The following is a 26,080-nucleotide window of genomic DNA, read 5'->3' as shown; positions in this document are numbered from 1 at the left end:
GTTCGGCGAACCGAATCTCGAGGAATTGGCGATTCCACAGGCGCTGGCTCGAATTCTTTCTCAAGATCAAACCCTGCTTGCTGACTACCGGCGCATGCTGGCCTTCTACGCCAAACTGAGCAATCCTGCCAACTGTCTCTCGCTTGCGGACATCCAGAACATCAGGTCACTCAACCTTGACGCGGTTAAGCGATTGGCCAAGCGGAAACAGGTGGCACATACCACGGTTGCGATCTTTCCTCCGAGCACATCAAAGGAAGGCCTTCTGTTCGAGAAGCTCTTTCCGCTGGGCGTGCCACCGGACGTGAACCTCATGAAAGAACTCGTCAAGCGACTCCGTTCGGGTGAGGTGGATCTGAAGCCGAAGGCCGACAGCGGTTGGTACGAATATCAGGTCTATGCGCTCGAAACGTTGCTTTTGCCCGAGAAAGGTGCCGAGAGAGATAAGCTACTGCTGACGAAGAAGTTCAAGGAGCGAATGCTGGGAGCGTTCAAGGCTCTTGTGACGAAGCGGCGCGAGACGCATGCCAGAATGATGGAGGCGCATGTCAGAGCATTAGCAGCACCACCACCGCCGCTTGAGATAAACGTCGCGCCGCGGCTTCGTGTGGAACCGGCTCCTACGTATTACCTACGCACGGCAAGGGCCTATGCATTTCTGGCGAACTTTCTCGAATCGGCAATCGGCAAAGACGCCCTGGACCACTTGCACGGGCTCAAAAAGGATGGCGAGCGAACGACGAGCCTGCATGCCGAGCTGCTATGGATGCGTGACTTGTTCTACGGTCTATACATGATCTCGGCAGAAGACATCGGTATGAAGACCCGTTTTTCTTCCGATGAAGCCGTCGATCAGGACCGTTGCTATCGGATCGCGGTGGCCTGGCTGGACAAAGCCACCGACGACCCTGATCTGGCCGCCGACACCCGTGTGGCAGTGCCAATCACTGTGGATGTCACCCGAGGCGTAACACGCGTGTGGCTTACACTTGGAGTGCGTTTGACGAAGCTCGATACCAAGTACGTCCTTCCGCCGAGTATCAAGCAGGCCAAAGGCGAGGGTGATTGGAAGCCAGTGGCATCCCACAAGCTGCACAGCGCGAACTATCTGATTCCTGTAGACGAATTCGCGGAAGTGGAATTGAAGGGAAGGCGGGTACTCAATCGAGAGGAACTGCAGGCGATATGTGACAAAGAAAAGACCAAGGAAGCGATCCTCGATTTTCTGCGCAAGTAAGGCAGGTACCCCTGTAGTTGAGTTCTCCTAATGCGTCATTAAATTGTTGTCTTGGGGTACTCGCACGCACTATTCATAGGGTCGGCATCATCAACTGGATCGATTCATGTCGTCATGGTGGCAAAAGTGGCACGTGCGTTTGACCAATTTTGCTAGCGCAAGGTTGAGACTTCTTGTAACACAATAGACCAAGTCCAGTCGCTGAGTGCAATCAATCGAGAGTCGCCTGGATCCAACGGCCAGTAGCCCTGTAAACATGCTCGCGAGACCTGGAGCTTCGGTGTCCAACCCAGCAACCCAGCAACCCAGCAACCCGGCATAACTTTGGCAAGTAGGTTCGCGCATCTTGTTACGCACATTGAACGTCTGCTTTCCCAAGGTGGCTACGTCCGCAAGGGGTCGATTCCTGCCATTCGCTTTGGCCAAAGCGGACGTTCGAGTTTCGTAAATGGTTGAGTGTCCGGTCGTGCATGCACAGCAGACGTGATCGGTTGAAGAGCGAGTGTCACCTTTGGCCGAAGATCTGACGTTCGCCGGGCAAGGAAGTTCTGACCGAAGGGGAGCACATCTGCGGGCGTGCCAGCAGTTCCTGTGGTTCGGGTTGGACTTGGGCACGCACCACCGAACCTCCAGCGCTCAGTCGCTCAGTTACTCCGCAAAACGATCTCCCGCAGCCGCTGCAGCTCCGGCGCCACGACCGACACGGTGAGCATGGTGCTGGCGACGGCCATCAGCAGCAGGGCGGTGAAGGCTTCGCTGCTGATGACCTGCTTGTCGAGCAGGATGTTGGCAAAGATGATCATGATCAGCGCCTTGGTCTGCAGCAGCCAGCCGATGATGTTCGCCTCGCCCCGCGCCCAGTTGAGTAGACGCCCAGCGAGGTGCGCGCCGAGCAGCTTGCCGCCGACCGACGCGACGAGCAGGATGCCGGCGGCGACGAATACGGCCTCACCGCCGAGCGTCCAGTTGGTGCGCAGGCCGGTGCTCAGGAAGAAGACCGGCATGACGACCAGCAGCACATGCTGGCGCAACCGGTCCATGCGCTCCTGATCGAACCACTCGGTGTCCATGATCGCTCCGGCGAGGAAGGCGCCGACCATGAAGTGCAGTCCCGACCAGTCGGCGCCGAAGGCGCAGACGGTCAGCCAGATCAGCGCCACATACCAGCGGTCGCGTTCCGCCAGCCGCCGCATCAGCGCCCGGAAGGCGTAGCCGAGCAGCGCGAAGGCGACGAAGAAGCCGAGTTGTCTGCCCACCCGGACCCAGTCCATCAGGATCAGCGCCAGCACTCCCCAGATGGCGATGTCGTCGAGACTGGCGTAGCGCAGGATGCGCTGGCCGATTGGCTGGCGCAGGATGGCGAGTTTTTCCATCAGCAGGATCAGGATCGGCAGCGCCGTCACCGCGCACGCCATGCCGATGCCGAGGACGAACTGCCAGGCCATCGCCCGCGGCCCGATCCAGCCATCGTGCAGCAGCATCAGACCGGCGGTCAGGCAGCCAAAGGCGAGCGGCGTGCCGAGCGCCAGGCCGGCGGTGATGCTGCTCTCGCGACGATGCGCCCAGGCCTGTCTGAGGTCGAGTTCGACGCCGGCGATCGTCACGAACCACGGCCCACCAGGCGATGCCGTTCAGCGACTGCACCACCGTCGGGTTCAAGACCGGGCAGCTGACGAAGTTTCCGGGGACGGACAGCCGGGTCATCGGCAAAGTATCGTAAGGCTCAACGAGCAAGTCCACTCCCTCAAGCTGCTCATCGTGAATTGCGGCAAGAAGACCTGCACTCAGTACCGGTCATTCATGGGCTTTCATTCTTTTTCCTGAAATCAGGTTGACCTGATACGCATCATATAAGATGCTTTCGCATGATCAACATCATACGAGAACCCATGACCAGTCGATCTGATCTCAAAGAAGCTTCACTGCGGCGCATTTTGACGGCGGGGGCATCCCGCCTGCGGGCTGAAGGACTTTCCGGTGCCGCCATCGCCCCGGTGATGCAGGATGCGGGGCTGACGCACGGCGCGTTTTACGCGCATTTCAACAACAAGGACGAGCTGGCGGCGGCCGCCTTTCGGTTTGCCTTGCTGGACAACCGTCCGCGCTGGATGGGGCAGGCCCGTAAAGAGTCCTGGCCGGGTCGGCTGCTGCGGCTGGGCAAACGCTATTTGGCGATGGCGCATCGCGACGATCTGGCCGACAGTTGTGCGCTAGCCGCGCTGGCGTCGGATGCGGCGAGAAGCAATCCTGGTTTCAAAAAGGTCTACGAGGAAGAGTTGCGCAAGTCGTTGCGCGCCATCTGCAACTCTCCTGACGAAGGCCGCCCGATCGATCCGGCACGCCTGGACGATGCGATAGCTTTCATGGCCTTGTGTGTCGGCGGCATTTCGCTGGCCCGCGCGGTGGACGACCCGGTTTTTTCCGAACAAATCCTCACCGTTTGCCGGCAGGCGATCCAGCGTATGGCCACACCGGACAATGAATCGACAAGCAACGTGGAGGTGCCCGATCATGGAAAAGGCTGAAACGACGGCCCTCGAACAGACGACTATCGATGATTTCCCGCTACGGACCTACGAGAAACTGCGCTACGTCGATACCGACCGCCAAGGCCACGTCAACAACGCCGTCTTTGCCAGCATGCTGGAAACCGATCGTGTGGAATTGCTCTACAACCCGGATCGGCCATTGATCGATCCGGAGGGTTCCTTTGTGATTGTTGACGATCATCTATCAGTGAACGGAGGAGCTTGATCATGGATGCCTTGCTGCTGACCCATGCATGCCAGTATGTTGGTCCCGGAGCGGTTCCAGTACTACTCCGAGAGCAACGCCGGCTGGTTTGTCACGATACCGGCTTTGTCGACCCGGACGTCGCCCGGAATTTTGAAACCCACGTGCGCGATTCATCGACGACCCTGCGGGACGCCGGGAAATCGCGAGCAAAGTTCCCATGGGGCGTCTCGGTGAGCCGCAGGAAATCGGGGAGTTGATCGCATTCCTGGCATCTGGGCGTTCCCCATTTGCCACCGGGCAGGTTGTCAATTTCACCGGCGGATGGCCATAGGTCACCAAAAGTCGCGCCGCAAGCAATGAACCTAGAGACCACCAGTTGTCGATCAGTGCCACGGCACGAGCCGCCAACTGACAGCGATGCAGGTCGTGCGTGGTGTAGCCGCCCCAACCCCACGGGTTCTTGAGTTCATCGAAGGCGTTCTCGGCATCCGCCCGATCCCGGTAGAGTTGGCCGAGGGTGAGAATCCCGTAGCGGGTGTTGGTGACGAAAACAGCGTATTCGTAGCCGGCGATCTCCTTGCCCCTTTTTCGGTTGGCCTCGATGAACGAAAGCATCAACTGGCCGCCATCGTCCTGTGCCACCTTCTCGCATCAGAAAAATGCGCCCAAGCGGCAAGAAAAAGCCCGCCTGACGGCGGGCTTTTTGTCTTCAGACTTTCCTTCAGCAGCGGGCGCGGTAGCCGACCTGCCCGGGCACCCGGCTAGGACGCTTCCTTGACCTCGGGAACCTTCCAGCTGCCATCGAGGATCGACGGCGCCTGTTCCTTCGGCCAGTACAGACGCATCATCAGGACAAACTCACCCTTGGGTGCCGGCAGCCAGTTCGATTCCTTGCTCTTGCCCGGCGATTCGTTCTGGATGTAAAGATCGACCGATCCGTCCGCGTTCGCCTTGAACTTGCTGCGCTGGCCCAGGGTGTAGCGATTCAGCTTGTTGTCGACAAAGAAGTAGTCCGCGTCGTACATCGTCAGTGACCAGAAGCCGTTCACGGGCGGCAGTTGGCCCTTTTCGAAGCGCAGGACATACTTTTTCTCGCCGTCGTACTTGGCGGCAATGTCCGGTCCCGTGGAAGTCGGATACACGGCATCTTCCGGCCGGTTGGCGCCGAGGCCGATCGCGGTGACGAGCGCACGCTGCAGGTAATTCGTGCCGTACAGGCCCGTCTTCGTCGTGAACAGCCAGCCGTTTTCGAGCTTCATGTCGCCCGCCACGATGCCGGCCTTCATCCAGTCCATGATCAGGTCCTGAGCCGGCTTGGGCGCCCCGGCAAGGCCCTTGGCCACGGCGGGATCCAGCTTGGCGACGTCGAAATCCTGCCCCGGAACGATACCGATCTTGGCCAGCTTGGCCAGCATCGGGGCATCGTCAGCGGCCGCCGGATTGGTCTTGAGCAGTTCCGCGAAGAGCTTGAAGTACGCGGTGGCATCGAGCGCATTGACCTGCTCGCGCACGGCGGCCTTCATGTCGATGGCCGGATCGACCGTGCCGGGGGGCGGCGAGTAGGGCTTCCCGTAGGCAGACAAGGGCACGACCGAGATCTTGTCCTGCAATGCGTGAACCGCCTTGTAGTCCTCGGGGGTACCGGTGCTGTAGATGCGCCCGAGAATCCAGACCAGACCCGTCGGTGCCTTGTACTCGGTCACGCCAGCGGGCAATTCGCCCGACCAGCCCGGTCCGGTGATGGCGTAGGTCTGCGCCTTCGTGCCCGTCGTCCGCTTGCCCGGCACCTGAAACACGTTGGTCCAGCCGTCGAGCATCGGGAAAAGGAAGTAGCGGTCCTTCATGTCCGGGAGGCTCAGGATCCAGGGTTCCTTGGACACGTCGATCCAGGTGGTCGTGTAGAGCGTGTCGGCGTTCGGCGCCGTGACATCGCGGTACGACGCGTCGGGATAGCTGCGCATCCGGACGAAGTGCCCCATCGGAGCCCGAGAGCCTTGCGGCGCCTCCACGTTGGTCATGATGCGGCGCGTCATTTCCATCGTGACCAGCGGATAGGCGTAGACGTAGCTCTCGATGGCAACCACCCGTGCTTCGGCTTCCTTCGCCGCCGCTTCGAGCGCCTTCGCTTCTGCCTCAAGCTTTGCTTTGGTTTCCGCAGCAACACGGTCGACCTGGGGCTCCACTTGCTTGCCGCATGCACCGAGCAGGATAAGGGAAAGCACGGTCAGCCCGATCGAGGCACACTTGAGCCGCTTGCTGATGGGTTGTTCATTCATTGTGGAATCTCCTTGTTGGACTTGGAAGCGCAAAGCTATCACGACAGGACATAACGTCGCTACTGGTTGGCTCCGAGCGCCATAGTCAGATTGCGGCAACTTTACTCAGGGACCCGCCGACCCGCGGTTGCTCGCCCTGCAGTTGTGGGAGTCCTTTCCGTTGATGGCCATCGCGCCTTGGCGAAAGGGCGCCATGATTACCGCAGTGCTTTTCAGCCAGTGGCTTCGGATGCAATTTATCGGACTTCCCGTGTGCGTCTAAACTTCAGGGTAGTTATCTGCCCGCCTTCCTTGCCTCAGCCAGTCGGTCATAGACTTGGCTACCCAGCCATTTTGAGATGAGCTCTTGCATCTCCGGCTTGCCCATGTAATCGGAGAACAGGTCCTCGTTCAGTTCCATCCGCTCAATGAACAGGGACTCGAGCACCTGCCGGAACACCAGCTGGAACTTGTCGAGGGAGTTGACCTCTGCCGCCTTCTGCAGTGATTCGTTCAGGCTCGCCGCTTCAGCGATCTGATCGAAAAACAGCTGGTCCGCCTCGTTCAACTCGCCGCCGAAGCGCTGGTTGATGATATCGATCAGGCGAGACAGCGAAACGAGCTCTTCGCGTACCATGCCCGACCCCACCTCGCGCGGGCCGTCCAGCGGTTTGGCATAGCCCTCGTTGAGGCTGATCGAGCCTTCACTGATCTTCTGCAAGCGATAATAGTCGAGTTCGACCTCCTCGTCGAACTGGTAACCCGGCCCGCTCTTGCGCTTGGGCAGCTTCAACGCGAGGTGCCGCAGGTACGTGAACAGCTTTTCCAGATCGCTGTCCTGGTAGGGGATCACCTGGCTCAGAAAGCCGTAAAGATTGCGGAAGGCCTGCAGTTTGCCACGCCACAGCTCGGCTTCCTCTTCTTCCGCGTTCTGCCACTGCACGAAGCGCGCAACCGCCTGATCGAGAATCGCGTTCATCGTCTTGTGGTCGCTGGGGCTCTGGCGGCGCTTCGGGGCGAAGAACACCTGTGCCAGTTCGGCCACTTCCGTCTGGAGGTAGATCCCCGAGGCATCGAGTTCGGCCTTGACCTCGTAAAGCTTGTCGGGATCGACCTGCTCTCCCATCACGGAGCCTTCGTAGTATTGACGGAAAGCCTCCTGGATCTCGCCGGGCTCATTGACGAAATCGAGCACGAAAGTGTCGTCCTTGAGCGGATGGGTACGGTTCAGGCGCGACAGCGTCTGCACGGCCTGAATACCCGCCAGGCGCTTGTCCACATACATCGTGTGCAGCAGCGGCTGATCGAAGCCGGTCTGGTACTTCTCGGCCACCAGCAGCACGCGGAAGTCAGGCTTGGCGAAGGCGTCGGGCAGTTCCTTCTCCTTGAGGCCGCGATTCATCTCGACCTCCGTGTACGACTTCTCCGGGATCTTGTCGTCTTCCACCGTACCGGAGAACGCCACCAGGCTCTTGATCGGGTAGCCCTTTTCCTGGATGTAACGGTCGAACTCCTGTTTGTAACGAACCGCCTCCAGCCGCGAACCGGTCACCACCATCGCCTTGGCATGCCCGCCGATCTTGTGCCGGGTGAAGTGCTGGAAGTGCTCGACCATCACTTCGGCCTTCTGCCCAATATTATGTGGATGCAGGCGCATGAAGCGGGCCAGCGCCTTGGCGGCCTTCTTGCGCTCGACGTTGGGGTCGTCCTCGGCCTTCTTGATCAGCTTGTAGTAGGTCTTGTAGGTGACGTAATTCTTCAGCACGTCCTCGATGAAGCCTTCCTCAATCGCCTGGCGCATGGTGTAGCGGTGGAAGGGTTGGCCATTGCGGCCGAAGATCGCCAGCGTCTTGTGTTTGGGCGTGGCGGTGAAGGCGAAAAAGCTCATGTTCGGCTGATGGCCCCGCTTGGCCATGGCGAGGAACAGGCGCTCCAGCTCAACTTCGCCTTCCTCTTTTGCCATCTCCTGCGCCTTGCGGCGCAGATCCGCGCCGCCGAGTACGCCCTTGAGTTCCGTCGCCGTCTCGCCCGATTGCGAGCTGTGCGCCTCGTCGATGATCACCGCGTACTTGCGCGTGGGCAGATGGCTCTTGCTGCCTTCGCCGCGCTCCTCGCTCAGCCTGGCCAGCTGCCCGGACACGAACGGAAACTTCTGCAACGTGGTGATGATGATCGGCACGCCGGTTTCCAGCGCCTCGGCGAGCTGGCGCGAATCCTCGTCGATCTTCTGCACCACGCCCTGGCGGTGGTCGAACTGGTAAATGGTGTTCTGCAACTGACGGTCCAGCACCACCCGGTCGGTGATGACCACCACGCTGTCGAACAGCCGCTCGTCGCGTTCGTTGTGCAGGCTGGACAGGCGGTGCGCCAGCCAGGCAATCGTATTGCTCTTGCCGCTGCCGGCCGAATGCTCGACCAGATAGTTATGTCCCACACCTTCGCTGGCAGCGGCTGTCACCACCTGGCGCACCGCCTGCAACTGGTGATAGCGCGGGAAGATCAGGCTTTCCTTGCGAATCTTCCTGCCGTCGTCGGTCGTCTTCTCTTGCACATCGAGATGCAGAAAGCGGGCGAGCAGGTCGAGCAGGCTGTCGCGTTGCAGGACCTCTTCCCACACGTACGCCGTCTTGTAGTTGCGCGCATCAAAGTCGGGCGGGTTGCCGGCTCCGCCCTCCATGCCCCGGTTGAAGGGCAGGAAGTGAGTGGATGAAGCGGCCAGGCGCGTGGCCATGTGCGCTTCTTCGGTATCGACCGCGAAATGCACCAGCGCGCGCTTGGTGAACACGAAGATCGGTTCACGCGGGTCGCGGTCGTTGCGGTACTGGTGGATGGCATTCGCCGCCGTCTGTCCGCTCAAGGGGTTTTTGAGTTCCAGTGTCACCACCGGGATGCCGTTGACGGACAGCACCACATCCAGCGACTTCTCCGACTTCGGGCTGAAGTGCAGTTGTCGGGTGAGCCCCAGCCGATTGGCCTGATAGCGCGCCTCCAGTTCCGGGTTCAGGCCGTGCGCCGGGCGAAAGAAGGCAATCCGCAAGGTCTTGCCGAAACACTTGAAACCGTGACGCAGCGTGGCCAGCGTGCCGTGGGTGTCCAGCCACTTGCACAGCGATTCCAGCACCCGCATGCCGGTCTGCTCGCCGTGCAGTGCGTCCAGCTTTTCCCATACCTTGGCTTGGGTGGCACGGATGAAGGCCAGCGCTTCATCGGGGAAGATCGCCCGCTCGCGGTCAAAGCCCGTGCCGTCGAGCGGCGTATAGCCCTCGCCAAGCAGGACCGACTCGATGGCGGTTTCAAAAGCGGCTTCGCTGGTGCGCTTCATGCTGGGTTCCGTGGGCTGTGGGGGTCCAGAAGGGTCAAGGCAGCACCGCAGTCAGCGCGCCCCTGCCGGCGCGACGGGCGCATCTTCACCCCGCACCACCGGCTTGCCGTTCTCCCAGGTGACGGCGTACTGACCCAGACGCCGCTTCTTCTCCAGAACATTCGCGACGGACTTCCGGAGTGCGTCCAGTTGCTTCTGACCCTCCGGGGACGGGGTCGTGATTCGCTTGGCGTTCATCGTTCGGCCTTCTCAAGCAATAACTGATAGTGGTCAGCGCGCAGGATGTCGCGCTGGTCTCCGCACTGTTCGAAGACGAGCTCCGGATTTTCACCATCGTTCATCAAGCAGACGCAGCGGTCGACGCGCTGACTGAAGTCGTCCAGCAGGTGGCGCAGGCTGCGCGGGAAGCGCCGCTCGATATCCGCCTCCGGGATGGCGTGCCCACCGTGGGCCACCCGCTCGGCGACGCGCAGCTTTGACATCTCGGCGCTGGGCAGCGCCAGATAGATCAGGTCCACCCGCCAGCCGTCGCGGCGCAGCCGGTCGACCATGCGCAGATAGGTGCGTCCAGCCAGGGTGGTTTCGAGCGCGAAGCTTTCACCGGCCACGATCCGGGTTTCCAGCTCCCGCCGGAAGATGCGGCTGGCGGCCAGCAACTCCCGCTCCGGGGCGAGCGGCGCAAGCCCGGCGGCGATCAGGTCGGCGTTGATGAAGTGGAAGCAGCCCACCACCGTGGGCAGGTACTCCAGCGCAAAGGTGGTCTTGCCCGCGCCGTTGGGGCCAGCGATGATCCAGCAGGTGCGGGTCATCCGGTCACTTCCTCCAGCGGGATCTGGCCGGTGACGGCGGCGGTGATCAGCGCGGCGCGGCGTTCCTTGCGAGCACCAGCAAACCGCGTCGTCTTGCCGAAACCCTTGAAGCCGTGACGTGGCGTGGTCAGCGTGCCATGAACAACCAGCCACTTGCACAGCGATTCCAGAACTCGCGCGCAGGTTTGCTTGCCGTGCAGCGATTCCAGTTTCTTCCACGCCTCGGGCTGCATCGTGCGGATGAATGCCAAGGCCTCGTCCGGGAAGATTGCCCGCTCGCAGTCGAAGCCCCGTGCCTCGATCCGCGTGTATCCGTCGCCGAGCAATACCGCCTTGATGGCGGTTTCAAAGGAGCCGTTGGAGAGTTGCTTCATCCGCCGCTTCCTGCCGCAACGCGAACCTTGCTGAGAACTCGCTCTCGCACTTCCGTGTAGATGTCAATACCGATCGCTGTGTCGACTTCGAGAGTCACTGCCAAGGCGTAAGGTACTGCACCCGAGAGCACCTTGGCGTCCTCGCGGCAGCTCACGTGGACGACCACTTCGTCTCCGTCCACGAATGCGGCGGCCTTCTCGCCCTCGAAGACCTCGTGCTGGACGGTGCCTCGCTGGACGGCCTGCCAATCCGCACCCCGTCGCTCGAGGTGTTTGTTGCTCCCGACCGACAGCTTCGACTGGGGAGACGCGAACCAGAGGTGTGCGCGCCGCCACCGGTGGTTGAGCGGGTGGATGGGCGTCATCCACGCGAGGGTGACAACGAGTCGACGCCATCCACGCTTGCCGCTGAGTGACGGTGGGAGAGGGAACCGATGCTCTGCTCCGGCCTCTGCGGCGAGTGTTCCGCCGGCGAGTGCTGTGACCCGCGCCTTGGTGCACTCGCGCACCGCATCGAGGTCAACACGCCCGAAGCCCAACAGGCGCGTGAGGTACTCGGCGAGCTTGTTGCCGTTGGCCGGGGTCCTGAAGAGCGCCTGATAGGCGTCGCCGGCTTCGCCCCAGCGGGCTCCATGCACGAGGAGCGCCTTCAGCCACACGGCGTAGGCAACCTGGTCGAGAGCCTGTCCGCCATCCGTCTCCCGGAGCTCAGCCAACACCGGCACGAGGAGCGCCGCTCCCCGTGACATGAGCGCCGTCGCATTGCTCGTCCCGCGATTGGGCACCGTCGCGCTCACGTCGCCCGCTGTCGGGCCTGGCGTGGCGACGAGCTGGCCCGGACCGTAGGCGACGCCGGGCAGCGTCAACTCCGTGCTTGTGTTCAGCAGTGGCTTCACGAGCGCGGCTCGTCCTCCGGGCGCAAGGACGTCCGGCTTGACCGAGCGCTTATAGCCTTGGCCCTGCGCGTTGACGGGACTTGGGAACCCTAGCTTGGCCGGGTCAATCCAGTTCGGCCGGAGCGTGGTCGAGTCGCCGTCCTCATGAACCGCGCCAACCGTGAGCGCGTTCATCCCCTCGGCGGGGGATAGCAGGCGTCGGTGGCGCGTGTCCGCTGCGACGGCCTTCACGACGAGATCATGCAGCTCATCGGTGGGCACGGCGGCGAGCTCCGACCACGGGCGTCCCAACGCGATGGGCCTGCCGTGATTCCCAGCACTCACCAGAAAGAGCACGCTGTACTTCCACGACAGCCAGTCCAGCAACCGGGCCAGCGGGCTCATTGTCCCGTCGAAGGGGCGGTCTGCGATCCCGATGGACAGGTTGATCACCGCCACGTCCGGCGCCGTCGCAGGCTCGCCGCCATCGCCCTCGAACATCCGGCGCACGGCTCGATGAATGAGGTCGACGATCAGCAGCCCCTCCCGCACGCGCTCCTCTGGCGGAAGGTCGTCCCGCCCTGGTTGCGAGAACGGCTGCATGATTGGACGGACGTATAGCGGTTGCGGGATCGGCTCACCGGGCGAGTGCAGATCGCCCCATATAATGAGCGACGCCATGGCGGTGCCGTGAAGACGGAACCGCGCCTCGTAGTCGGCGCCGAAGTCATCGGGGTCGTCGACCGAGAGCCGGCCTGCGAGGGCCCGATGAGACTGCAGCGGCAATCCGTCCAGTAGGGCAACGACCGGCTGTGTCTGGGGATTAGGAGGCGGCCCGTCGGGAAGATGTGCGAGCTGTGACACCTGGTCGACCGTGATACGCCCGGCCATCTGGCCAGACGCCCGAAAGAACTGGATCTGCTCTGCCTGCACGAGCGCAACTTCACCTCGACGATCTGCATCAAGCAGGTCTTGGACAGCTGTGATCGGAAGGCGAACCGCGAGCGTGTGATAGTGGATATCGGCAATCACGGCCTCCGATGCCACCTCACCCCCGAGTTCCTGAACCCTCGCGCGTACGTGGGAAACGGCAGCGGCACGTTGCTGCCCATCAGAACGAAACCACAGCTCGATCTCGCAAGGGAGCTTCTCGCGCTCCCACTCCAGACGGTCGCGCCAATCCTCGAGCACACCAGTCTCTTCAAGTCGGTCGCGCACGGACCAGGGACGGATGTCGCGCAGCAGGGCGAACACATCGCGCCACTTCGTGAGACCTCGCTGGAAGTCTTCGCCGCGCTGCCAAGTGCTCCAGAGGTTGAGAAGCTGGCGGAACGCATGCTGGTTGGCGAACATCAAGTAAACGCGTCCGCGGTACTGTTCGTGCGCCCCCTTCTTCTCAACGAAGAAGTCGTCGTCGGGTGGGATGTCGTCCACGTCGTACTCAGCAAGGAACTCCAGCCCCTCGATCCTCGAGGCAGCGTTCAAGAAGTCATCCAATGTTCCCGCGGTCTCGAGCACGAGAACGTCCTCGGGCACGAGCCCCGCGGCAGTCGTCTGCATGGTCAGCCGCTTCGCCTCGAAGGCCGCTTCGAGCTCATCAAGGCGCGGCCCCAGACGCTGCTGCTGTCGGGCCTGTGCCAGAGGGGCTGGGTCCCCACCCCCACTGCCCTTCTTCGCGCGTGCGGCAGTGGTCGGCTCAGGCAAGATGAGAAGTGGCCGCTCAGCCATCGTCTTCCTCCGTTGACGCAGGCATTTCAACAGCGCGGTTCACCCACTGCTTCAGTCGGTCAGCGACGATGCCTCGTACATCCGCACCGGGCATTGTCAGTACGTAACGGCGTTGCACGTCCTGCGCAAACTGCTCGAGCTCAGCGAAACTCAGCCCATCGAGTCTTCTGGCGAGATGATCATGCGAATAGCCGAGCGGAAGTCCGCTTCGGTTCTCGAACATCTGTAGCCACGCCGCACGCTGCCCCCTGCCCGGCGCAGGCAAGTCGAGACGGAGCTGAAAACGGCGCCACACAGCGCGATCTAGGAGCTCGCTATGGTTCGTCGCTGTAACAACAACGACATGCGACGGGAGTTGATCGATCTGGAGTAGGAGCGAGCTGACAACGCGCTTGATCTCACCGGTCTCGTGCACATCTCCGCGCTCCTTGCCAATGACGTCGAACTCATCGAAGAAGAGCACACAGCGCTGCGTCCTCGCCTGAGCAAAGAGCTTCGCAAGCCGCACTGCGGTCTCGCCGAGGTAGCTGCCAATGATGCTCTCGTAACGCACCACGAGCATCGGACTACCGAGCTCCTGCGCGAGTGCCTCCGCAAGCGACGTCTTTCCGTTGCCCGGAGGGCCCACGAGGAGGACGCGGTTGCGCGGTTCGAGGTTGTGTGCTCGCAGTAGGTCCACACGATTGTGCTCCTCCACAAGCTCTAAGCACGCCTGTTGAACGAGCGCTGGCAGCAACAAGTCGACAAACCCCCGCCGGGGCCGAACCTCGTGATAGAGCCTCGTCTCGCCGTTCGGAACGGCAACAGTCGCGCGCGCGGGACGAACCGGCTTTCCGTTGAGGTCAAGGTGCTCCGCAAGGCGGTCGGCAAGGATGTTGTGCTGCTTCGAGCGCTCCTCCGTGATTAGGGCTTCCAGGGCCTTGCGGAAGAGCTCCTGATCGCCTTCGGCACCCGCCCTCACTATTTCTATAAGCAGATCAGCGCGTGCCATGGTGCCCTCTCTCATTCATATTCGTGCCTTCCACGTCGATTTGGCCAGTGACGGTGGCGGTGATTAGCGCGGCGCGGCGTTCCGATAGCAGAGACAAAGAAGAAGAGACTTCCCGCATCATTGACTGAAACCGCTCTACTGCGAGCTGAAGATAATCCACTATCTCAGTCTGCTCGGAGATCGGGGGCAATGGCGTCAGCCAATCCAAGACGTGGACTTGAGAAACCTTGACCATCGAACCACTCGAGCCTCTTGCGTCACGACGAATCTGAACGCGAGCGGCCGCTGTAGTTAGGAGATAGGTCAGATACTCGGGGATAATTCTCCCTTCTTGAACACGAAGCCTGTAGATGAGGTCAGGGAGTAACAGGTTTGGCTCATCGCCTGGGACACATGCGACATCAGCCACGAGTTCCGGCGTATTGCCGCGAGTTATGAGTACATCACCTTTGCGGAGTGCGAAAGCCTGTTCATTCTCACCCGCTTCACGAAGTGCCTTATTCTCTTCTCGCTTGAATCGACCTTTCGAAACTGCACTTAACTTCAAGACACCGAGCTCGCCTGCACCCGCTGGCGTGTTGGCAGCGATCGGTGAAGTGCCTTGATCCAACGCAGCAGTAATGAACTTGATACGGAGAATCTCCCAATGCGCCGGAATCTCGCCCAGCCATTCCTGGCCGGAGGGTTTGAGCAGGGCATTGGGGTCGAGGCCACGGGTGACGACGCGGCTGATGAGGGCGGCGCGTTTTTCTTCCAGCAGCGCCAGCATGCGTTGCTTCTCGGCAATCAGCCGGTCGATGCGGGCTGTTTCGTGGTCGAGATAGTTGGCGATCAGGCGCTGCCGCTCCTCATTCGGGAAGGGCAACAAGATCGAACGAAGATCGTCGGCTGAAAGCTCCATAAAGGTGGATCCGCGCCCCAATGCTTCCAGAGCGGGCCGTAGGTGAATCAGACTGTAGAAGTAGAAGCGCTCATCTACGCCATTTTTCTTGGCTAACAGGAAGCAACCCTGATTGCAGGTAGATGCTGCACCAAGGATCGCGGTCTGTCCAATCGGGGCGCGCTTTGAAAGGACAATTGAGCCCGGCGGCGCGAGGCTGACACCACAGTTGTTGTAGCCCTCTTCGCTGATTTGCCGACGAGTATTGCGAACATAGCGATCCGAGAGTTTTCCGAGGTCTTCCGGCGTTACCCAGTTGACATTTCCATCCCAGTACTCTTCCACCCCACTTGAAGGCGTGGCGCCCGACTTGGTATCGAATAGGAAGCGAAGTCGCCGTGCTTCGGATCCGACAGGTATGGTGGGCATCACTCCGTAACCTCCCGAAACAACTCCTCTGCGCCGGCCCGTTCGGCATCACTCTCGCGCCGATTGACCGGCGGCATTGCCGCAGTGTCCGATCGCATCATGGCCGCTCCTCCACAACGCGATACGCCTGTTCCGGGTCATTGGGCACGTCGGGCCGGGTCATGCAGATGCGACCGGCACGCAACAACGGGCGCAGATAATTCTGCCGGACGGTTTCGACGTTGCGGGCCAGCAGCAAGGCCAGTTCTTCGGCATGGCAGTCCCGGTGCTGACAGAGTGCGACGACCAGCTCGCGCATTTCCTCGGGCGGGCGGCGCTGGCCGATGGCGCCCACCTGGGCTGCCAATTCGCCAGGCAACTCGTTGAGCAAGGCACGCCGCGCAGGGTCGGCCAATGGGTCGGGGTTACTGGACAAGCCCTGGGGGTTACTAGATAAGGCGCCGGGGTTACTAGATAAGCCGTCGAGCTTGCTAGATAAGCCGTCGGGGTTACTGGACAGGCCGTCATCGTCTCCCAGCATCTTGCCGGTGGGCTGGTACCAGGTGGCCGAGCCACGACCCTTTTGCCGGAGCAGACCGGCGTCGCGCAACTTTTTCAGCGACTGGCTGGCGGTCAGGGTGTCCACCTTGTTGATGTCGCGCCAGCTGGCGTTGTCGATGGCGCCGACTTCGCGGATCACGCGTTGCGGCACGATGGGGCTGTCCTTGCGCTGCAGGTCGCCTTCGGCGAGGCCGAACGCCTTGGGCAGGTCGTCGAGGATGGCCGCCTGCACGCGGCGGATGAGCCGGAACAAGGGGTCGCGCAGTTCCAGGCTGTCGAAGCGCCGCTCGGGGTCGGGCACCCACTCGCGGCCGGGAACGCGGATGTAGTCGACCCGCGTCATCGGGAAGATGCGGCGCAAGGCGACCGGCTTGCCGAACAGGACCAGCCCGGCAACGGTGGGCTGCCATTTCCCGTGCTCGTTGAGCCGCACGCAGCCGAGCGCCTGCAGCAGATCTTCATCATTTCAAGCAGCGATTTGCTGATCTCGTCGGCGCGCTTGGCCTCGATGCGCTCGTTTTCGTCCAGCAGGTTGAGACGTTCGAGCAGTTCCTGCGCGGTCACTGCGTTACCTCGCTGAGCAGGCAGAGGATGCGCTTTTCCACTGCAGCCAGTTCGGCATCGATCTCGTGCAACGGGCGCGGCGGCTGGTACTGGAAGAACACGCGGTTGAAGTTGATTTCGTAGCCCACCTTGCCAATGCCGCCGTCCTGCTCATCCAATGTTTCGCGGTCGATCCAGGCATCGGCCACGTAGGGGCGCACCTCGCGCAGCACATAGCTGACGATGTCCTCTTTCAGCGGGATGCTCTCGGTATCCTTCAGCGCCGGGTCGGGTTCGTACTCGATGTAAACGCCGTCACCCCCAGCCCCTCGCGCGCGGGGAGAGGGAATCTTATGAAGGCCCAACAGGGTATAGATCTCATCCTTGGTGATGTCGGCGGGCAGGATCTGGCCGGGGAACAGAGCGGCGCGGTCCAGCGGCTCGATCTTGTGGTGCTTGGCGATCACCGGCGCGGCTTCGGGGTCCACCGTGGTGAAGCAGTCGCGGAAGATCTTCTTCTGCACCGTGCTCTTTGCGCCCTTTGCCCAACCCTCGACGTCGTCGGGCAGCGTCTTGAACACCTGCTGAATAGCGTCCCAGGCCTGGTTCCAGTCCAGCATCGGTTCGTTGCCGAGCGCGTCCTGCACGGCCTGCAGGGCGTCGAACAGCTCGGGGCAGGTGTTGAGGAAGCGCTCGCGGGCCTCGTCGGTGATCTGGAAGCGCAGGCGCAGCGGGCGCAGCACGCTGATGCGGCGATAGCCGAAGTCGGTGTTGTCGAATATGCGGCTGGTCTTGCTGTTCGCAAAAGCGCCGTGTTCGCGGGTAACGGCGTCGAGCGCGGCCTGGTCGAGGTAGCGTCGCTTGTCGCCCAGGCTGCGCTTCATTGCTGTGTAGCGCTCACGGGCGTCGATGAGCTGGATCCTGCCCTTGCGGTGGTCGGCCTTGCGGTTGGTGACCACCCAGATGAAGGTGCCGATACCCGTGTTGTAGAACATCTGCTCGGGCAGGGCGACGATGGCTTCAAGCTGGTCATGCTCAATGATCCAGCGGCGGATCTCGCTCTCGCCGCTGCCGGCGCTGCCGGTAAACAGGGGCGAGCCGTTGAAGACGATTGCAGCACGCGAGCCGGGCTTGTCGCGGTCGCCGGATTTGTAGTCCTGGAACTTGCTCATCATGTAAAGCAGGAACAGCAGGGCGCCGTCGTTGATGCGCGGCAGCTTGCCGCTGTAGCCGCGGAAGTTGGGCCAGCGGTCGATGACCTTCCTTTCCGCCTTCCAGTCCACACCGAAGGGCGGGTTGGCCAGCAGGTAGTCGAAGCGGTGCTCCGGAAACGGGTCGTCGGTGAGGGTGTTGCCCAGCACCACCTGGCCGTCTTTATGGCCCTTGATCAAGAGGTCGGAGGCAGCCACGGCATAGGAGCGCGGGTTGTAGTCCTGCCCGAAGACCTTGACCGTGGCCTGTTCGTTGTGGGCGCGAATCCAGTTCTGCGCCTCCGCCAGCATGCCGCCCGTGCCGCAAGCCGGATCGCAGATGGTGACGATGACGCCGGCCTGGGTGAGCACACTGGTGTCGGGCTCCAGCAGCAGGTTGACCATGAGCTGGATCACTTCACGCGGGGTGAAGTGGTCGCCGGCCGTTTCGTTGGCGGCTTCGTTGAAGCGCCGGATCAGGTCTTCGAACACCAGACCCATGGTGATGTTGTCGACCTTGCGCGGATGCAGGTCGATCTCGGCGAACTGGGCGACCACTTGATACAGACGGTTGGATTCTTCGAGCTTTTCGATTTCCTTTTCGAACTCGAAGCGTTCGAAGATCTTGCGGATGTTCTCGGAAAAGCCGTTGATGTAATTAGCCAGATGGCGACCGATGTTGTCCGGGTCGCCCTTGAGCTTGGGGAAGTCGAGCTGGCTGTGGTTGTGGAAGCCCAGCGGGGTGCCGTCTTCATCCTTCGCCAGGTTGTTGAGGATGGCGTCGATATTGGGGATGCCTTTGCTGCTCAGTTCGGCATGGCGCTTGAGCACGGCCGCCTTGCTGGGCGCCAGTACGGCGTCGAAGCGGCGCAGCACCGTCAGCGGCAGCATCACGCGCTCGTATTGCGGTGGGCGGTAGGGACCGCGCAGCAGATCGGCGACAGACCAGATGAAATTGGCAAGTTGTTGAAAATTAGCGGTGGCGCTCATGTCTTGATTCTGAGATGTGAGGAGTCAATTGGCATTGCCCGATTTTTTTGTGCCCGTGATGATCATAACCATTTGACTTTCCGGTATGCATGAGCACTGCCTGACAAGATCAAGCCAAGGGTAGCATTTCAAGGGATGTTTTTGGGTGCGGGAGACGTAGCGCTTGTTCTTTCTGAATGACTCCGCAAAACGATCTCCCGCAGCCGCTGCAGTTTCGGCGCCACGACGGGTACGGTGAGCATGGTGCTGGCGACCGCCATCAGCAGCAGGGCGGTGAAGGCTTCGCTGCTGATGACCTGCTTGTCGAGCAGGATGTTGGCGAAGATGATCATGATCAGTGCCTTGGTCTGCAGCAGCCAGCCGATGATGCTCGCCTCGCCCGGCGCCCAGTTGAGCAGGCGGCCAGCGATGTGCGCTCCGAGCAGTTTGCCGCCGACCGAGGCGACGAGCAGGATGCCGGCGGCGACGAACACGGCTTCACCGCCCAGCGTCCAGTTGGTGCGCAGGCCGGTGCTCAGGAAGAAGACCGGCATGACGACCAGCAGCACATGCTGGCGCAACCGGTCCATCCGCTCCTGATCGAACCACTCGGTGTCCATGATCGCTCCCGCCAGGAAGGCGCCGAGCATGAAGTGCAGTCCCGACCAGTCGGCGCCGAAGGCGCAGACGGTCAGCCAGATCAGCGCCACATACCAGCGGTCGCGTTCCGCCAGCCGCCGCATCAGCGCCCGGAAGGCGTAGCCGAGCAGCGCGAAGGCGACCAGGAAACCGAGCTGTCTGCCCACCCGGACCCAGTCCATCAGGATCAGCGCCAGTACCCCCCAGATGGCGATGTCGTCGAGACTGGCGTAGCGCAGGATGCGCTGGCCGATTGGCTGGCGCAGGATGGCGAGCTTTTCCATCAGCAGGATCAGGATCGGCAGCGCCGTCACCGCGCACGCCATGCCGATGCCGACGACGAACTGCCAGGCCATCGCCCGCGGCCCGATCCAGCCATCGTGCAGCAGCATCAGACCGGCGGTCAGGCAGCCGAAGGCGAGCGGCGTGCCGAGCGCCAGTCCGGCGGTGATGCTGCTCTCGCGACGATGCACCCAGGCCTGTCTGAGGTCGAGTTCGACGCCGGCGATCATCACGAACAACATCACTGCCCACCAGGCGATACCGTTCAGCGACTGCACCACCGCCGGGTTGAAGACGAAGGCGTAAGCGTCGGGCCAGAAGCGGCCCAGGACTCCCGGCCCGAGCAGGATGCCGGTGACGATCTGGACGACGACCAGCGGCGCGTGGTAATCGGTCCGGCCAACCCGCCAGATCAGCCAGGGCAGCGTGAAAATGATCGCCATGGCGATCAGGAAGATTTCCGTCGTATTCATCGAGTCATCGATTCATCGCGCCGGGCACGGGCTCAGGGCGACCGGTCGTTCAGCCGCCGAGTTTCCTGGCCGAGATTCGCCCAGCCGTTCGAGACCTTGCGCCCATTGACGCGGAGCGCCAGCTTCAAAAACCGAAAAATGTACTGCGTGAAGTATATTCATTTTCCTGGCGAGGGGAGACGAGGGTTTGCCGGTCGGTGCCTGCATCGATTACTGGATCGCCAGCCAGGGCCTACCGCGCTTGACCCGCGATCGCCTCACCCACCTCTACTACGGGTGACCCTACACCGGCGAGGACTTGTTGGCTGCCGGCGAGCGACTCGGCTTAATTCATGCCCTTTGCGCCCTTCGTCCTGGATGTGGACGACGAGTTTTTCGCATTCCTGGCGAACGAGGGCTATACTCTGCAACCCTTGGCGGAGCGGCTCCCGGATTTCCGCCAGATTTCCGGCGTGAGCCGGCTGAAATCGAGCAGCGTGCCTTCGAGATTCTCCCGGACGATGAGCACGGCCTTCTGCTGAATGAACTCGATCGCCCGCCGCCGTCGGGCAAGTCGATCTCCTCCGATCGCGATAGTTTGCGCGCCAAGCCGCGGCTTGCGCTACGCTAGACGACCTACACGCTGTCCACCGCCTCGCGGCGCGTGACGAAGCACCCAGCCAACCCAACCCGACCCAAGGCCACCATGAAAACCCCGCAAAGACTCACCGCACTTGTCGAAGAAGGCCTCGTCGATGAGGTGATTGGCCAATTGATGAGCGGCAAGGAGGCCACCGTCTATGTCGTTCGCTGCGGCGAAGCGATTCGCTGCGCCAAGGTGTACAAGGATGCCAATCAACGCAGCTTCCGCAAGAACGCTCCCTACCAGGAAGGCCGCAAGGTCAAGAACAGCCGGCAGGCGCGCGCCATGGAGAAAGGCAGCCGCTATGGGCGCCGGATGCAGGAAGAGGTCTGGCAGAGTGCCGAGGTTGATGCCCTGTATCGGCTGGCCGCCGCCGGGGTGCGGGTGCCGCAGCCGCATCTCTGCTTCGCCGGCGTGTTGCTGATGGATCTGGTTCTCGATGCCGACGGCCACGCGGCGCCACGCCTGAACGATGTCGAACTCAGCGAGGAACTGGCGCTGGCGTATCACGCCCTGCTCATGAATCAGGTGGTGCGCATGCTGTGCGCCGGCGTCATCCACGGCGACCTCTCGGAATACAACATCCTCGTCGGCGAAGGCGGGCCGGTCATCATCGACCTGCCGCAAGCCGTCGACGCGGCGGGCAACAGCGACGCCGCCGAAATGTTCGAGCGTGACGTGCTCAATCTGCGCACCTACTTCAGCGCCTTCGCGCCGACCCTCAAGGATAGCCAGTACGGCAAGGAAATCTGGGCGCATTACGAAAGCGGCCTGCTGTCGCCGGAACTGGCCCTGACCGGTCAAGTCGTGCTCGACGAGGGGCTGGCCGACGTCGACGCCGTTCTCCTCCAGGTCAAGCTGGCCATCGAGGAGAATGCAATCCGGCGCATGTGCGAATAGCCCACATACCTTCGCCACTGATCTGACTCTTCGGTCAACAATATCAAGATGCTGAAGTCAGCTGCCTCTCTCCTCCCCGCACTCGCACTCGCCCTCGCCGCCTGCGGCGAGGCACCCGCGCCCAAGGCCGCAGCGCCGGCCGGCAAGCCGGCGCTGACGGTGACTGCCGTCGCCCCGCAGAACGAAGACTGGCCGCGCACGCTGGCCGCCAACGGCAACGTCGTCGCCTGGCAGGAAGCGGTGATCGGTGCCGAGATCGCCAACTACCGCATCACCGCCGTCGAGGCTGACGTCGGCGACGTGGTTAAGAAAGGCCAGGTGCTCGCCCGCATTGCCGACGACACGGTGGCCAGCGAAGTGGCCGAGGCGCGCGCCGCCGTCGCCGAACTGGCGGCGAGCGCTTCCGAGGCCAGGGCCAACGCCGTGCGTGCGAGGGAACTGCGCGCGAAGGGCTTCTACAGCGCCCAGTTGCAAACGCAGTACCAGACCGCCGAGCACACGGCCAGTTCGCGGCTTGCCGCTGCCCGCGCCCGCCAGCAGGCGGCCGAGCTGAAGCTGGGCAAGACGCGCGTGCTGGCCCCTGACGACGGCGTGATCTCGGCACGCGAGGCGACGGTCGGCTCGCTGACCCAAACCGGGCTGGAACTGTTCCGCCTGATCCGCGGCGGGCGCCTGGAATGGCGCGCCGAAGTGCCGGCCGCCGACCTCGCCCGCGTGGCGCAGGGCGGGGCGGCGACGCTGACCGGGCCGGATGGCGCGGCGGTGCGCGGCAGCGTGCGCCGCGTCGCACCGAGCGTCGACCCGCAGACGCGCAACGGACTGGTTTTCGTCGATATTCCGGCGTCGGCCGCAGCCGTGCGTGCCGGCATGTTCGCGCGCGGCGAATTCGAGCTTGGCCGCGCTCCGGCCCTGACCCTGCCGCAGTCGGCGGTCGTCCTGCGCGACGGCTTTGCCTATGTCTTCCGCCTAGAGGGCGACGGCGAACAGGCGCGCGTCGCCCAGGCCAAGGTAGCGACCGGGCGACGCCTCGGCGAGCGCATCGAGATCGTTTCCGGCCTCGACCCGCAGGCACGTGTGGTGGCGACCGGCGGCGGCTTCCTCGCCGACGGCGACCCGGTGCGCGTCGTCGCGACCGCCACGAGATGAACGTTTCGGCCTGGTCGATCCGGAACCCGATTCCGGCGATCCTCCTCTTCATCCTGCTCACGCTGGCCGGCATCCTCGCCTTCCGGGCGATGAAGATCCAGCAGTTCATGGACATCGACCTGCCGACGGTGACCGTCACTGCCACCCTGCCTGGAGCCGCGCCGGCGCAGATGGAGACCGAGGTCGCACGCAAGATCGAGAACTCGGTCGCCACCGTGCAGGGCATCAAGCACATCTATACCAAGGTCCAGGACGGCACGGCGACGGTGACCGTCGAGTTCCGCCTCGAGAAACCGGTGCAGGAAGCGGTCGACGACGTGCGCGATGCGGTCTCGCGCATCCGCTCCGACCTGCCCGGCGACCTGCGTGACCCGGTGATCGGCCGCATCAGTGTCGCCGGGGCACCAATCCTGACCTATACGGTGGCCTCGCAGCGCATGGACGGCGAGGCGCTCTCCTGGTTTGTGGACAACATCGTCGCCAAGGCCATGCTCGCCGTGCGCGGGGTCGGCGCGGTCGCCCGCGTCGGTGGTGTGACGCGCGAAGTCCGCGTCGAGCTCGACCCGGCCCGCCTGCTGGCGCTCAACGCCACCGCCGCCGACATCTCGCGCCAGTTGCGCCGCATCCAGCAGGAAGCCTCGGGCGGGCGCGCCGACATCGGCGGCATCGAGCAGTCGGTGCGCACCATCGCCACCGTGCAATCGGCTGAGGAGCTGGCGGCGCTGGATATAGTGCTTTCCGACGGACGCCGCATCCGCCTCGACCAGGTGGCGACAGTGTCCGACACGGTCGGCGAGCCGCGCGCGGCGGCGCTGCTCGACGGCCGGCCGGTGGTCGGCTTCGAGATCACGCGCAGCCGCGGCGCCGGCGAGGTCGAGGTGGCGGAGGGGGTGCGCAGGGCGCTCGAAAAGCTGAAGGCCGAGCACTCGGACATCACGCTTGCCGAGGCCTTCAACTTCGTCGACCCGGTGATCGAGAACTACGAGGGGTCGATGGTGCTGCTGATCGAGGGCGCCATCCTCGCCGTCATCGTCGTCTGGTTCTTCCTGCGCGACTGGCGGGCGACCCTCGTATCGGCCACGGCGCTGCCGCTGTCGGCGATCCCGACCTTCGCGGTGATGTACCTGATGGGCTTCACCTTCAACGTGGTGACGGCGCTGTCGCTGTCGCTGGTGGTCGGCATCCTGGTCGACGACGCCATCGTCGAGATCGAGAACATCTTGCGCCACCTGCGCATGGGCAAGACGCCGTTCCAGGCCGCGATGGAGGCGGCCGACGAGATCGGCCTCGCGGTCATCGCCACCACCTTCACCCTGATCGCAGTCTTCCTGCCGACCGCCTTCATGAGCGGCGTGGCCGGCAAATTCTTCGTCCAGTTCGGGTGGACCGCGGCAATCGCGGTGTTCTTCTCGCTGGTCGTCGCCCGCCTGCTGACGCCGATGATGGCCGCCTACCTGCTCGAGCCGGTCGCCGATAAGCCACCACCCGCCTGGCTGGTGCGCTACGAGGGCTGGGCGGCTTGGTGCCTCAGGCACCGGCTGGCGACGCTGTCCGCCACGGCCGTCTTCTTCTTCGGTTCCTTCGCGCTGGTGCCGCTGCTGCCGACCGGCTTTCTGCCGGCCGACGACCTCTCGCAGACGCAGGTGCACGTGACCCTGCCGCCCGGCGCGACACTCGCCGAGACGGTTGCCGCGGCCGAGCGGGCGCGCGCCATCGTCAATGCCAACCCGCAGGTGAAGATGGTTTACACGGCCATCGGCGGCGGCGCTTCGGGCAGCGACCCGTTCATGCCGCGCGGTGCCGCCGAGGTGCGCAAGGCGACGCTGACGCTGAACCTGACCCCGCGCGGCGAGCGCTCGGGCACCACCAAGCAGGACGTCGAGCGCCAGTTGCGCGAGGCGCTCGCCGTCATCCCCGGTGCCCAGCTCAAGGTCGGCTTCGGCGGCTCGAGTGGGGAGAAGTACATCCTCGTGCTGGCCAGCGAGAACGGTCCAGTGCTCACCGAGCACGCCCGCGTCGTCGAACGCGCGCTGCGCACCCTGCCCGGCATTGGCGCGGTGACGACGACGGCCAGTCTGGTCCGCCCCGAACTGGTCATCCGCCCCGACTTCGCGCGCATGGCCGACCTCGGCGTCACCTCCGAGGCGATCGCCGACACGCTGCGCATCGCCACCGCCGGCGACTACGACCAGGACCTGGCCAAGCTCAACCTCGCCCAGCGCCAGGTGCCCATCGTCGTCAAGCTGCCGCCCGGCGCCCGCCGCGACCTCGCCCTGCTCGAACGCATGACGGTGCCCGGCAGGAACGGGCCGGTGGCCATCGGCAACGTCGCCACGCTGGCCATCGCCGGCGGGCCGGCCGAGATCGACCGCTACGACCGCCTGCGCAACGTCAATTTCGAGATCGAGCTGAACGGCCAGCCGCTCGGCGAGATCGAGCAGCGGGCGATGGCCCTGCCCAGCCTGAAGAACCTGCCGCCGGGCGTGCTGCAGACCACCATCGGCGACGCCGAGTCGATGGCCGAGCTGTTCCAGAGCTTCGGCCTGGCCATGGCGACCGGCGTGCTCTGCATCTACATCGTGCTGGTCCTGCTGTTCAAGGATTTCGTGCAGCCGGTGACCATCCTCGCCGCCCTCGTCCTCTCGGTGCCCGGCGCCTTCCTCGCGCTGTTCGTGACCGGCAAGGCGATCTCGATGTCGTCGATGATCGGCCTCATCATGCTGATGGGCATCGCCACCAAGAACTCGATCCTGCTCGTCGACTACGTCATCCTCGCCCGCCGCGAGCACGGCCTCGACCGCTGGAACGCCCTGCTCGACGCGTGCCGCAAGCGGGCGCGGCCAATCGTCATGACCACCATTGCGATGGGTGCCGGCATGCTGCCGATCGCCATCGGGATCGGCACCGACCCGAGCTTCCGCGCGCCGATGGCCATCGTCGTCATCGGCGGCCTGATCACCTCGACCTTCCTCAGCCTGCTGGTCATCCCGGTCGTCTTCACCTTCGTGGACGACGCCATCGTCTGGATCCACCAGCACCTGCCGAAGCCGCGCGCATGAGCGACCACCCGTTCGCCGGCCTATTTGCAAGCGGTGCGTTGGTTGTCAGGAGCAGATGCACCCCTCGCGGTTCATGGTTGG

The 26,080-nt window shown here is 63.1% G+C and carries 19 protein-coding genes and 2 pseudogenes; 8 read left to right on the top strand and 13 right to left on the bottom strand.

Translation table 11 applies throughout. From position 1 onward, the window contains the following. Positions 1-1,237, top strand: a 1,237-nt coding sequence (locus E4Q08_RS21975) for a hypothetical protein (RefSeq protein ID WP_169071950.1), incomplete at its 5' end; no start/stop codon positions are given. A gap of 644 nt (positions 1,238-1,881) precedes the next feature. Here the strand turns inward: E4Q08_RS21975 and E4Q08_RS21970 are convergent. Further along, positions 1,882-2,899 (bottom strand): annotated as a pseudogene (locus E4Q08_RS21970) (cation:proton antiporter); the annotation flags it as partial. A gap of 203 nt (positions 2,900-3,102) precedes the next feature. On the opposite strand from E4Q08_RS21970, the gene E4Q08_RS21965 reads away from it, so the two are divergent. Then, positions 3,103-3,762, top strand: a complete 660-nt coding sequence (locus tag E4Q08_RS21965; RefSeq protein ID WP_169071949.1) for a TetR/AcrR family transcriptional regulator — start codon at positions 3,103-3,105, stop codon at positions 3,760-3,762. Beyond that, complete coding sequence (locus tag E4Q08_RS21960) at positions 3,749-3,991, top strand: acyl-CoA thioesterase family protein (protein ID WP_211203526.1); 243 nt, start codon at positions 3,749-3,751, stop codon at positions 3,989-3,991. The genes E4Q08_RS21965 and E4Q08_RS21960 overlap by 14 nt, the downstream gene beginning before the upstream one ends. On the opposite strand, the gene E4Q08_RS26430 is transcribed toward E4Q08_RS21960, so the two are convergent. Next, positions 3,992-4,615: a hypothetical protein gene (locus tag E4Q08_RS26430; protein WP_434735634.1), complete on the bottom strand. Its 624-nt coding sequence runs from the start codon at positions 4,613-4,615 to the stop codon at positions 3,992-3,994. Between the two features lie 119 nt (positions 4,616-4,734). Further along, positions 4,735-6,249: a DUF1254 domain-containing protein gene (locus E4Q08_RS21945; RefSeq protein WP_169071951.1), complete on the bottom strand. Its 1,515-nt coding sequence runs from the start codon at positions 6,247-6,249 to the stop codon at positions 4,735-4,737. A 124-nt stretch (positions 6,250-6,373) separates the two neighbouring features. On the opposite strand from E4Q08_RS21945, the pseudogene E4Q08_RS26425 reads away from it, so the two are divergent. Next, positions 6,374-6,502, top strand: a pseudogene (locus tag E4Q08_RS26425) (IS701 family transposase); the annotation flags it as partial. A gap of 21 nt (positions 6,503-6,523) precedes the next feature. Here the strand turns inward: E4Q08_RS26425 and E4Q08_RS21940 are convergent. The 10 genes from E4Q08_RS21940 to E4Q08_RS21895 all read right to left on the bottom strand — a co-directional run bounded on the left by E4Q08_RS21940 (position 6,524) and on the right by E4Q08_RS21895 (position 20,272). Continuing rightward, positions 6,524-9,550 carry a type I restriction endonuclease subunit R gene (locus E4Q08_RS21940; protein WP_169071948.1) on the bottom strand — a complete coding sequence of 1,009 codons (3,027 nt, stop codon included), beginning with the start codon at positions 9,548-9,550 and terminating at the stop codon, positions 6,524-6,526. Positions 9,551-9,601: 51 nt separating this feature from the next. Beyond that, complete coding sequence (locus E4Q08_RS21935; RefSeq protein WP_034909302.1) at positions 9,602-9,787, bottom strand: hypothetical protein; 186 nt, start codon at positions 9,785-9,787, stop codon at positions 9,602-9,604. Next, positions 9,784-10,359, bottom strand: a complete 576-nt coding sequence (locus tag E4Q08_RS21930) for an ATPase (RefSeq protein WP_169071947.1) — start codon at positions 10,357-10,359, stop codon at positions 9,784-9,786. Before E4Q08_RS21930 ends, E4Q08_RS21935 begins: the two co-directional genes overlap by 4 nt. Further along, entirely contained in the window at positions 10,356-10,733 is a 378-nt protein-coding gene (locus tag E4Q08_RS21925; RefSeq protein ID WP_169071937.1) for a hypothetical protein, read from the bottom strand. Before E4Q08_RS21925 ends, E4Q08_RS21930 begins: the two co-directional genes overlap by 4 nt. Then, positions 10,730-13,336, bottom strand: a complete 2,607-nt coding sequence (locus E4Q08_RS21920) for a S8 family peptidase (RefSeq protein WP_169071946.1) — start codon at positions 13,334-13,336, stop codon at positions 10,730-10,732. The genes E4Q08_RS21925 and E4Q08_RS21920 overlap by 4 nt, the downstream gene beginning before the upstream one ends. Then, positions 13,329-14,327, bottom strand: a complete 999-nt coding sequence (locus tag E4Q08_RS21915; RefSeq protein ID WP_169071945.1) for an AAA family ATPase — start codon at positions 14,325-14,327, stop codon at positions 13,329-13,331. Before E4Q08_RS21915 ends, E4Q08_RS21920 begins: the two co-directional genes overlap by 8 nt. Then, positions 14,314-15,636, bottom strand: coding sequence for a restriction endonuclease subunit S (locus tag E4Q08_RS21910; RefSeq protein WP_169071944.1), 1,323 nt, complete (start codon positions 15,634-15,636; stop codon positions 14,314-14,316). The genes E4Q08_RS21915 and E4Q08_RS21910 overlap by 14 nt, the downstream gene beginning before the upstream one ends. Positions 15,637-15,733: 97 nt before the next feature. Next, positions 15,734-16,630: a Fic family protein gene (locus tag E4Q08_RS21905; RefSeq protein WP_505438049.1), complete on the bottom strand. Its 897-nt coding sequence runs from the start codon at positions 16,628-16,630 to the stop codon at positions 15,734-15,736. Between the two features lie 106 nt (positions 16,631-16,736). Next, positions 16,737-18,899 (bottom strand): type I restriction-modification system subunit M, encoded by a 2,163-nt coding sequence (locus tag E4Q08_RS21900; protein WP_169071943.1) that lies wholly within the window; start codon positions 18,897-18,899, stop codon positions 16,737-16,739. Positions 18,900-19,027: 128 nt separating this feature from the next. Further along, the gene (locus tag E4Q08_RS21895) at positions 19,028-20,272 is read right to left on the bottom strand and encodes a cation:proton antiporter (RefSeq protein WP_169071942.1); all 1,245 of its coding nucleotides are present in this window, start codon (positions 20,270-20,272) and stop codon (positions 19,028-19,030) included. A 332-nt stretch (positions 20,273-20,604) separates the two neighbouring features. Here E4Q08_RS21895 and E4Q08_RS21890 point away from each other — a divergent pair, with 332 nt between their 5' ends. From E4Q08_RS21890 to E4Q08_RS21875, 4 genes are all read left to right on the top strand, one after another. Further along, positions 20,605-20,793, top strand: a complete 189-nt coding sequence (locus E4Q08_RS21890) for a hypothetical protein (RefSeq protein WP_169071941.1) — start codon at positions 20,605-20,607, stop codon at positions 20,791-20,793. Between the two features lie 164 nt (positions 20,794-20,957). Beyond that, entirely contained in the window at positions 20,958-21,794 is an 837-nt protein-coding gene (locus E4Q08_RS21885) for a PA4780 family RIO1-like protein kinase (protein ID WP_169071940.1), read from the top strand. A 48-nt stretch (positions 21,795-21,842) separates the two neighbouring features. Then, positions 21,843-22,940: an efflux RND transporter periplasmic adaptor subunit gene (locus E4Q08_RS21880; RefSeq protein WP_169071939.1), complete on the top strand. Its 1,098-nt coding sequence runs from the start codon at positions 21,843-21,845 to the stop codon at positions 22,938-22,940. Continuing rightward, entirely contained in the window at positions 22,937-25,999 is a 3,063-nt protein-coding gene (locus E4Q08_RS21875; protein ID WP_169071938.1) for an efflux RND transporter permease subunit, read from the top strand. Before E4Q08_RS21880 ends, E4Q08_RS21875 begins: the two co-directional genes overlap by 4 nt. The last annotated feature ends 81 nt before the right edge of the window (positions 26,000-26,080 follow it).

This window comes from Candidatus Accumulibacter contiguus (genome assembly GCF_012940005.1).
In the GTDB taxonomy this organism is placed as follows: domain Bacteria; phylum Pseudomonadota; class Gammaproteobacteria; order Burkholderiales; family Rhodocyclaceae; genus Accumulibacter; species Accumulibacter contiguus.
The sequence above is the reverse complement of the archived record's forward strand: the minus strand, read 5'-3'. Positions and strand labels throughout refer to the sequence as shown.